Raw genomic sequence first — 11,085 nt, forward strand, 5'->3', positions numbered from 1 at the left:
AGTGTTCAAATTAGCGCATTGATCGAATGTATTATTTATAATAACGTTACCCGTAACGTTGTTAAATAATATTTAATCTTCTCATATTTATTTCCATAAAATAATCATACTTATTTTTTGATGGAAATTATTTCTCTGTAAGACAAATATAATCCGCACAAACCTAACCCAATAACGGGGTAGGGGACAAATATACTCTAATATCGTAACTTTCCTAATTAATACGACTAATAAGCGTACAAAAAGTTAAGGCTAATAATTTAAGATTAAAATAATTGACGGTGGCTTTCAATTATTTTCACACAAGGTTGTATTATAGTTTGTGAATTTGGCTTATAACTAAATTTATTAAGGTGGCAATCACTTGTTATTTTGTTCTTTATTTAACGCAAATGATTTGCCTCGCCTTTATGCATATGAGTTGATTTATCTCGCAGGATGAAAAGAGCATATTGATTTGATATTCCAAAATCTAATGGGGTATTGACAGAAAGAATGGCGATATAGCCATTTTGATAAGAAAGATAGAAATGGAATACTATTGTTACTCTCGGATTTTAAAGGATTTTTTTTGACCTTTAAAGGAAATGCGGTTCGTTGGCTTTAATTCACTTAATTTAAATAAAAAGATCGTCCCTTTAAGTGTGTGATATAAATCACACTAACAAAGGTATTAAATGCAACTTATGTAACATGTTGTGACAGTGATCGTTTTAATTGACGTAAAATTACGATAGCATTCATATTATGATAGTTTTATGACAGTACGATGAAAAATACAGCGTACTGAAAAAGAACGCCATTTACCAACAAGATATTAAACCAAATAGAGCGATAAATTCAGAGATGCTTATTTCTCATAGGTTAACTTTGCCTGAAAAAAAGAGAATGAGTCACAATGAGTTTGAATACAAATTAGACTTACTATGTTGTTTAAATATTGGTTAGCTTGATTGCCACTTAACCAAAATAAAAGATGAAAATTAAGTGAGGGGATCTCGAAAATAATTAAAATTTATTAAGTTTTACCAATAAGGATAACACCTTATTAACTCAAAAAGTAAACACGTATGCGGCTAAATAGCTGTATTGAATTTTTTTATTTAAAAAATGACTTTAGTGTTTGAAAGGGATGTTTTGTTTATCGTTAAGTTAAATTGTTTTATTAAGCTAAAAATAAAAAATGGTGATTTGTTGTTCAGAGAAACATGGAACAACATAAAACTAATTCAAATAATCATGAACTAGGTTAATTCCAATGAAAGTTAAAAATCTTGCGCTATTAATGCTTTCTCCTTGCTGTTTAGCAGTTACTATGGCAAATGCGAGCAATTGGGAAAATTCAATCAAAGAAAATGCATTTATTGCAGATTCAGAGTTAGAGTTGTCTACACGTAATATGTGGAAATACTTGAAGACAGAAAACCGTTTTGATAAAGAAGAAGGGCGTTATAGAAAACAAGTCGCTAATGCTTGGGGTCAAAACTTTCAAGCTGATTTTACTTCAGGGTATTTTGCGGATGTGATTGGATTTGATGCATCTTATTACGGTGGTATTAAATTAGGCGCAAGTAAAGACTTTGCCTCCCGTGCAATTTTATATAACGATGATGGCCATGCAAAAGGATATAACAAAATAGGTCAGCGTTACGCCAAAGTTAAATTAGATTTAGATCCCGTTAAATTTAATGCAAAAGCGGGGTGGTTTACACTGAAAAATACAGGTATTTTCACTAACTCACAACGTTTATCTTTAAACAGCTACAGTGGTTATTACACCAATACGGCAATTGATGATTGGAGCTTGGATTTATTATATCTCGACAAAAAAGTGATGCGTCGCGATAGCCCAAATATTGATGCAATGTATTTTACTGATGGTAATGGTAAACGTCATAACGTAAATCACGTGATCACAGGTGGTATTAACTACAAAACTAAACCACTGCAAGTGCATTATTTCTATGGTCAAGCAGATGATTTATTCCGCCAACAAGGCCTTGAAGCTAAATATAAGCTGACGTCTGACTTAACACTCGGCACACAAATTTATAACCATGAATACGGTAGTGACGGCAAACGTACTGAAACCAACGATGCCAAAGGTAAACGTAACTTTGACAAGCGTGCGTGGCACTATGCAGGAACGGCGGAATGGCGTGTTCCTGAAACACCATGGAAGCTCAGTGGTGGCTTAACGTATACTCAAGCGAAAAAAGCGAACGGCGTTGGGCAGTTTGCTCGTAACCCAATCGGTAATACTCGCGGTCGCTTTAACTCACCAGCTTACTCAGATATCGACTATGTTCGTGATGGTGAAACCATGGTCGCTTTTGCGGCTGAGTACCGTGTCAATAAAGAGCTGTCTGTTGGTGCACGTACTAACTATTCAGAATTTAAATATGAAGGCGAAAGATTAAAACAAGGTCAATTTGGTCTGTTTAGCTATTGGAAACCAACAGAAAACTTATCGGTTTCATTAAGCGGCGGTCTGGGTTGGCACCATCGTCAAGAAAATGATTATACAACACCAAAACTGTATGACGGTCACTCACGTCGTGCGCACTCGTTGTCTGGTTCTATGACCACAACTTATCGCTTCAAAATGTAGTCGGCAGTTGAGTGCTGCTTACAATAAAAGGGTTGAAAAATGAAACATAAAATTGGATTACTCACGGTTTTGATTTCCGGTGCGCTATTGGCGGGTTGTGCAACCAAAACGACCGATACAGTTAAAGTGCAAGTTATTGGAATCAATGACTTCCACGGTGCATTACAAGCCCCTGGTGATGGTAAATTAGGGGGGATTGAATCTATCGCAACATTAGTTAATCAACTGCGTGCGCAAAACGATAAAACGATTGTTGTTGGTGCTGGTGACTTAGTTGGTGCGAGCCCATTATTGTCTTCTATGTTCTATGATGAGCCGACAATCGAAGCATTAAGTGCAATTGGTATGGAAGCCAGTGCTGTCGGTAACCATGAATTCGATAAAGGTAAAGAAGAGCTGCTGAGAAAACAAAATGGTGGCTGCCACCCAACCGCGGGTTGTATCGGTAAAGATTCGTTTGCAGGGGCTGATTTTAACTACTTAGCGGCTAACGTGATAGTGAAAGAAACAGGTGAAACCCTGTTCCCATCCTATTTTATTAAAGAGTTTGATGGTATCCCAATGGCGTTTATTGGTTTAACGTTAGAGGGGACGCCTGCTATCGTAACGCCAAGTGGCACCGCAGGTTTAGAGTTCAAAAATGAAGTAGAAACCATCAACAATCAAGTTAAACTGTTAAAAGCTCAGGGTATCAATAGCATCGGTGTGTTGATCCATGAAGGGGCAACGCAACAGGTTGATACTAAAGTTAAAGATATTAACCGTTGTGATAATATCAAAGGCCCAATTGTTGATATCGTTAATCAATTAGATGGTGCAGTTGACTTTGTGGTGAGTGGGCATACTCATCAGGCATATAATTGTGAAATCAACGGTAAAACGGTTATTTCTGCACAGTCTAACGGAACGCTACTGTCTCAGTTAAATATTGAGATTGATAGAAACACAAAAGATATTGTTAGCATCAAAGCGAAAAATATCCCCGTTGAAACTAAGCGTTATGAGAAAAATCCTGAGTTAACCACGTTCGTACAAAAATACGAAAAAATAGCACTGCCAATTTCCCAAGAAGTGATGGGATCACTGAATGCGGATTCAGACAAAAAATTGTTGTCTGGTGGAGACTCAACGCTAGGTAAAATCATTGCTGATGGTCAACTGTATGTGGCCTCTGCAAAAGATGCAGGTGGTGCTCAAATCGCCTTTATGAACAGCGGTGGTATTCGTGCTGATATGAAAGCAGGTGAACAGACTTACGGTGATATCTTTACTGTTCAGCCATTCTCTAACGTGGTGGTAACGCAGTCCTTGACGGGGGCTCAAATTAAAAAAGCGCTAGAGCAGCAATGGGATCGTGCACGTCCGCAAGTCATGCCTGTGTCTAAAGGCTTCTACTATGAGTGGGACGACAGCCGCCCAGTGGGAGACAAAGTTATCCAAAGCTCAATGAAGTTAAATGGTAAACCATTAGATATGAATAAAACATATCGTGTTGCAGCAAATGAGTTCTTAGCAACTGGTGGTAGTCGTTTCTCTGCGTTTAATGAAGGGAAAGACCGTGTTTATAGCGTGCCAGATAACGAAGCATTGATGAAATACTTCAAAGATAACTCGCCGATTTCTGTTCCAACAGACGTGCGGATTAAAAAAATCAAATAATCAGAGCTGATTTTTGAATAATTGAACCCGAGGTGATTGCCACTTCGGGTTTTTTATTATCTATCATTTAGTTTATGACTTAAACCGTTAACGGTAATCAATAATATGGTTTAAAATAAAATTATGATAATAATACTCATTATCATTATAGGCTTATTTATCTTTGCTGATGATTTTTACCGTTAAAAAAGGTCAAAAAACAATCCAAAAAGTGAAAAATGTATCCATCAGTGGCTGACTGATGACAATTTAAATCGACTATTGTCCCTAAACGCTGCCCTACGGGTTCGATTAAAGCACGTTTCACTCATTTAATGCTGCGTTGAGAGGCTCTTGCCTTGCCTAAGATGGCTTTAATTCGAATAAAAATTGACCATCAAAGATAAACAGCCCCTAGTGATAAAAGGGGAATTGGATCATTTGATTGACATTTTACGGCATCAAGCTGACTCGATTCATATCTGAGTGAAAAATGATTTGACGCAAGTTGTCTATGTCATAATAATCAACTAAATTGATGTGAATCAATATTTGGTATTACCAATAGACCAAGCGTGATATTCTTACTCTTCGTTAAGAAAGATAGCTTGTTAATTATTGTTATCTAAGATTTTTATCACTAGAAATCTTAAATAACTTTAATATATTTGTTCGAGGAATTTATGACCTTATCTCAACCCAAAATTATTGTCGTTGGTGGTGGTGCAGGGGGCTTAGAGCTCGCAACACGATTAGGCCGCAAACTTGGCCGCAAGAAACGAGCCCATATTACGCTTGTTGATCGCAACCCTAGCCATCTTTGGAAACCCTTACTTCATGAAGTGGCGACCGGTTCATTGGATGATGGGGTCGATGCTATCAGTTATCTCGCTCATGCAAGGCATAATGCATTCAATTTTCAATTGGGCTCACTAACAAATATTGATCGTGAGAATAAAAAAATTGTATTAGGTGAGCTGCGCGATAAACACGGCGAATTATTGGTGCCTTTACGTGAGTTGGAATACGATATTTTAGTGATGGCACTGGGTAGTACATCGAACGACTTTGGGACCCCCGGTGTTAAAGAACACTGTATTTTCTTGGATAACCCTCATCAAGCACATCGTTTTCACGATGAAATGCTAAATCTATTTTTGCGTTATTCCGTGCGTGATAATGCCGAAGAAAAAGTGAATATTGCAATTGTCGGTGGGGGGGCGACAGGGGTTGAGTTATCCGCTGAACTGTATAATGCGGTGGAACAATTAACCAGCTATGGGTTCAAAGGGTTAGACACGGATGCACTAAATGTGACGCTGGTTGAAGCGGGTGAGCGCATTTTACCTGCGTTACCCCCCCGAATTTCAGGGGCTGCACACCAAGAGCTGAACAAGCTTGGGGTAAAGGTATTGACGAAAACCATGGTCACTAGTGCTGATGCTGATGGGCTAAATACTAAGGACGACGGTAAAATTTATGCGGACCTTATGGTTTGGGCGGCGGGCATTAAAGCACCTGACTTTATGAAAGATATCGCGGGCTTAGAAACAAACCGTATTAATCAATTAGTCGTCAAACCAACGTTACAAACTACATTGGATGAGATGATTTTTGCTATTGGGGATTGTGCATCATGTGCAAAACCGGAAGGAGGCTTCGTTCCGCCAAGGGCGCAATCTGCACATCAAATGGCTAGCTTATGTTATGACAATATTCTAGCACTGATGAAAGCGAAACCACTCAAAGACTATATCTACAAAGATCATGGTTCTTTAGTCTCGCTTTCCCGTTTTAGTACAGTGGGTAGCCTGATGGGCAATTTGATGCGTGGTGATATGATGGTAGAAGGGCGTATTGCTCGTTTTGTTTATATTTCGCTATACCGTATGCACCAAATTGCACTGCATGGTTACATTAAAACGGGCTTAATGATGTTAGTAGGCAGCATTAACCGAATTATTAGACCAAAACTTAAATTACATTAATTTAAATTGGTAGATAAATAACGTTAAGTGTTAATGTGGTGCACTTGGTTGTGAAAATAACCAAGTGCACCAATTTTTCGTCTCACAATGAGAAGCATCTAGGCAAATATAACATATTAATTGAGTGTTTTTTCATTAGGTTAGAACTGTATTTGCATTTATTCCTATTTAGATCAAACTTCGGTATCGCTAAATCGTTTAACATTGAACAAGCATCATGAGTGATGTTTAAATAAGTGATAGAATTAGCGAAATAATTATTTTCAGAAATAAATTTTAAACAAAACATTTAATTAAAATAGAGGTGAATTTTTATATAAAGCATAAATTTATAAATAAATTCAAAGTGATAAGTGTTATTTTGGAGAGTGTTTTTATCTGTCAAGTATAGAATTGTTAATTTATTTTGTTAAACATCACATTAATAATAAATATCAAAGCAAAAAATTTAAAACTGTTATTTAACTTAGGATAATTCTAAAAAAATGTGAATTATTAGGGTAAAGATCGAATTATCCAACGTAATAGTTACAATAGATATATGGGCATTTAATAAGGGCAAGTTGATGAAGCTAAAATTTAAGTTGTTATTAGCCGCAGTAGCGATTTGCCTTGTTACATTTGCTGTTTCATTGTCCATTAGACAACCTGAGGTTAAGCTTGCTACTGTTTTATCGGTAGAACCTATAAAGGCTAATCGCCTGGTTGAGTATGAAAACTGTACATTAACCGGGGTGCTTGGCACATTTAATCAGCAATCCTTGTCGCGTTTTCATCCTGCGCAAAACGAATGCAAAATGATTTTTATGATTGAGGCCTTGCAAGGTAAAGGTGGTCCATCGCTGTTTGATAACCAAAATAAAACCTGTGTACAGACGCAGAGAATGGAGCTGGTGGTTGTCGGCTATGATGTGGTTTATCAGATAGGGAAAACGATCGGTAAGGTCAGAACCTCTTATGCTCCCTCGATTTTTATTCCGTTAAATGAAGAAGGACGCTTAGATTTATCTTCTTCTAGCGTCATTTGTGAAACGGTGCGTAGTGACGTTAAAGAGCTTTTACCCTTTTATTGCTTGCAGCAAGATGAAACGCCACTTTCAAACGCTTCTAGCGTACTGAGATTACAACCTAATAAAAATACATTAGGTTTTTTTGAATAAACTCGCTTCAAGATCAAATCGGGGCTATTCATATCATAGCCCCGAGTAGAATTAAACGATCGGATGCTCTTCAAAATGACTTAGCAACTGTTTAATAAAGTCAAGGCGGGTGATCCTGTCTGTTAAATCATGGAAAAATTTTAAACGCGCAGGACCATCTAAGCGGTAAATTTTGGGTTGGTTTTGCAATAAGCTGATCAAGAAACTCGGGTCAACTTTGTTGTTCTCGCTAAACTCAATAAAACCGCCTTTTTCATGAGCTTCAATACGTTTTATACCCAATGATTGTGCTTGTAGACGAATAGCGGCCGACGATAATAGAAATTTACCTGCATCAGGTAGGCTACCAAAACGGTCAATCAGTTCTGTACGTAACTCATCTAGCTCTTGGCTATCTTTCGCGCTTGCAATTCTCTTATAAAATGAGAGCCGCATGTTCACATCGTGGATATAGTCATCAGGCAATAAGACTGGCATGCGTAATTCAACTTCCGTTTGCTGACTGGTTAAGTCTTCTAATGAGGGTTCTCGACCTTCTTTTAATGCATCGACAGCGCTTTCCAGTAATTCCATATATAGCGTAAAGCCTATTGTGGTCATTTGCCCACTTTGATCTTCACCAAGTAATTCACCTGCGCCACGAATTTCGAGGTCATGGGTCGCGAGTGCAAAGCCTGCACCTAAATCCTCAAGGGAAGAAATTGCCTCAAGGCGTTTTTGTGCATCGGTTGTCATGGCTTTCGGGTGCGGAGTCAACAAATAAGCGTAGGCTTGGTGATGGGAACGCCCAACGCGGCCGCGTAATTGGTGCAATTGTGCTAAACCAAAGTGATCGGCCCGTTCAATAATAATGGTATTGGCTGTTGGGATATCAATACCTGTCTCAATAATAGTGGTGCAAATTAAAACATTAAAACGTTGGTGGTGGAAGTCAGTCATTACACGCTCTAACTCACGCTCACGCATTTGGCCATGACCGACTACAAAGCGAGCTTCAGGGACTAAGTTTTCAAGTCTCGCTTTGGCTTTTTCGATGTTTTCTACATCGTTATATAAATAATAAACTTGCCCTCCTCGTAGGGTTTCGCGCAATATCGCTTCGCGAACCACTAATTCATCATATTGACGAACGAACGTTTTTACTGCCAATCGGCGTGCGGGAGGCGTTGCAATAATGGATAAATCACGCATACCGCTCATGGCCATATTCAGCGTACGAGGAATTGGCGTTGCAGTTAAGGTTAAAATATCCACATCTGCACGCATGGCTTTAATGCGCTCTTTATGGCGAACGCCAAATCGGTGTTCTTCATCGACAACTAATAAGCCTAAGTTTTTCCACACAATATCACTTTGCAGTAATTTATGTGTGCCAATCAAGATATCCACTTTACCTTCAGCGGCTTCAGCGATAATTTGCTGTTGCTCCTTGGTGGTTTTAAAGCGAGACAGCATTTCGATGCGAACTGGCCAGTTTGCAAACCTATCTCTAAAGTTATCATAGTGTTGCTGAGCAAGTAGGGTGGTTGGCACTAACACTGCGACTTGCTTATTATTGTTGATAGCCAAAAATGCAGCTCGCATCGCGACTTCTGTTTTCCCAAAACCGACATCACCACAAACTAGCCTATCCATTGCTAATGGCTGGCACATATCGCTTAATACTGCGTTGATAGCCATTTCTTGGTCTGGTGTGGTTTCAAAGGGGAAACCTTGGCAAAATTCTTGGTATTGCTGTTTGTCATGTTTGAAAGCAAAGCCCGCTTTTGCTGCGCGTTGCGCATAAATATCAAGTAGCTCGGCGGCAACATCACGGACTTTTTCGGCTGCTTTTTGACGAGCACGCCCCCAGCTATCACTGCCTAGTTTATGCAGAGGAGCGTTTTCATCGGCACCACCTGCATAGCGACTAATTAAATGCAAAGAAGACACCGGAACATACAGTTTATCTTCCCCTGCATAGGTGAGAATAAGATATTCAGCTTTAATCCCGCCAGCTTCGAGGGTGATCAACCCTTGGTAGCGACCAACACCATGTTCAATATGCACGACAGGTTGACCCGGACGCAGTTCTGCTAAGTTGCGGATCAACGTGTCAGTATTAATGGTACGTCGGTTATCGGTGCGGCGACGAACAACGCGTTCGCCTAATAAGTCACTTTCACAAATTAGCGCTTTATTAACGCCTGATTGGATAAAACCGCGCTCTGCCGCACCAATAGTAATCGCAAAGCGTGAGGTGGTTGGGCTGGTATAACTTTCTATAATTTCAGGGCGAATTTTTAACCGAGCTAGTAATTCAGTCACTGTTTCGCGGCGACCTTCACTTTCCACAGAGAAAATAAGGGTTCCATCAAATTGCTCACTAAATTGGCGAAGCTTTTCTAATGGCGTTTTGCTTTGCCCTTGCGTGCTGATATCTGGAAGCGGCAGATAATCTAAATTGGTATTTGCTGCTTTTTTAGGGAGAGCTTCCGGTGAAATCTGAATACGCGGCCACTGTTTTAAATGTTGATTAAGTTGCTCCACGGTTAACCATAAATCAGCGGGAGGAAGTAATGGTCGCATTGGGTCAACACCACGGCTTTCATAACGTTGTAAAGTATCGGTTTGAAAACGTTCGGCAGCTTCTTGTAGGTTTTGCGAAACTATTAAGCTAGAAGGCGGTAAATAGTCGAACAATGATGGCAGCGGTTGCGCAAAAAACAGTGGTTGCCAATACTCGATGCCCGTGGGGAGCATATTCTTGCTGACCTGTTGGTAAATATGCTCAGGATCGCGGCGTACTTCAAAGCGTTCGCGCCACTGGCTACGAAAACGCTCGATAGCGTCTTTGTCGGTTGGAAACTCATGTGCTGGCAGTAAATTGATACTGGTGACTTCTTCTAGCGTTCTTTGTGTATCGACATCAAAGGTACGCAAGCTATCGATTTCATCATCAAAGAAATCAATACGAAATGGCAGGGAACTTCCCATTGGGAACAAATCGAGCAAAGCGCCGCGTGTCGCATATTCGCCGTGCTCTAATACTTGCTCCACATGGCGATAACCTGCTTTATCTAACTCGTCACGTAAATTGTCACGGGACAGCTTGTCACCTTTTGCCATGAGGAGGGCATGGCTGGTTAAAAAATCAGGGGGACACACTTTTTGCATCAAGGTATTAACAGGTAAAATTAATGCCCCTTTTTGCAAGGTAGGTAGACGGTAAAGTGTTGATAAACGATGAGAAATGATTTCTTGATGTGGGGAGAAATTATCATAAGGTAATGTTTCCCAATCAGAAAGTGTCTCAATAGGGTGATGTGTAAACTGTTGAATTTCATCTCGTAAGCGCAATGCATTTTGCATATCACGCGTCACAATGACAACAGGCCCTTGATGACGTTGTATCATTTCTCCACATTCAAGTGCACCAGCCGCCCCAATAAGGCAACCTAAATGGCGAACATCGCCACTACGACTAGGGAGTTCATAACGAAATTTTGAGGACATAGAAATCTTTGGTATCTCACAGCGATTAGTTAGCAGTTAAACGAACGTCAGAACAATAATAGACGGTCTTTAGATGATTGACACTTAAATAAATTAACCGATAGTTAAACTATAAAATTAACGGCAAAACAAGCCGTCTTAGCCTGTAATTTGTCTGAATTTCAGACAAAAAAGCGGTGAAAGAAGAAAAAAA

At 39.5% G+C, this 11,085-nt stretch carries 5 protein-coding genes; 4 read left to right on the forward strand and 1 reads right to left on the reverse strand.

Translation table 11 applies throughout. The annotated features are described in order from the left end of the window. Positions 1–1,258: 1,258 nt before the first annotated feature. The 4 genes from AB6N04_RS05415 (at position 1,259) to umoD (ending at position 7,397) form a co-directional block, all read left to right on the forward strand. Positions 1,259–2,611 (forward strand): OprD family outer membrane porin, encoded by a 1,353-nt coding sequence (locus AB6N04_RS05415; protein WP_369310874.1) that lies wholly within the window; start codon positions 1,259–1,261, stop codon positions 2,609–2,611. Between the two features lie 39 nt (positions 2,612–2,650). Further along, positions 2,651–4,270 carry a bifunctional UDP-sugar hydrolase/5'-nucleotidase gene (locus AB6N04_RS05420; protein WP_369310875.1) on the forward strand — a complete coding sequence of 540 codons (1,620 nt, stop codon included), beginning with the start codon at positions 2,651–2,653 and terminating at the stop codon, positions 4,268–4,270. Positions 4,271–4,932: 662 nt separating this feature from the next. Then, positions 4,933–6,237: an NAD(P)/FAD-dependent oxidoreductase gene (locus AB6N04_RS05425; RefSeq protein ID WP_369310876.1), complete on the forward strand. Its 1,305-nt coding sequence runs from the start codon at positions 4,933–4,935 to the stop codon at positions 6,235–6,237. Positions 6,238–6,803: 566 nt separating this feature from the next. Further along, entirely contained in the window at positions 6,804–7,397 is a 594-nt protein-coding gene (gene umoD, locus AB6N04_RS05430; RefSeq protein ID WP_369310877.1) for a UmoD family flagellar biogenesis regulator, read from the forward strand. Positions 7,398–7,448: 51 nt separating this feature from the next. Here the strand turns inward: umoD and mfd are convergent, their stop codons facing one another. Continuing rightward, complete coding sequence (mfd, locus tag AB6N04_RS05435; protein WP_369310878.1) at positions 7,449–10,892, reverse strand: transcription-repair coupling factor; 3,444 nt, start codon at positions 10,890–10,892, stop codon at positions 7,449–7,451. Positions 10,893–11,085 lie beyond the last annotated feature (193 nt).

This window comes from Providencia rettgeri, from assembly GCF_041075285.1.
Lineage (GTDB): Bacteria > Pseudomonadota > Gammaproteobacteria > Enterobacterales > Enterobacteriaceae > Providencia > Providencia rettgeri_G.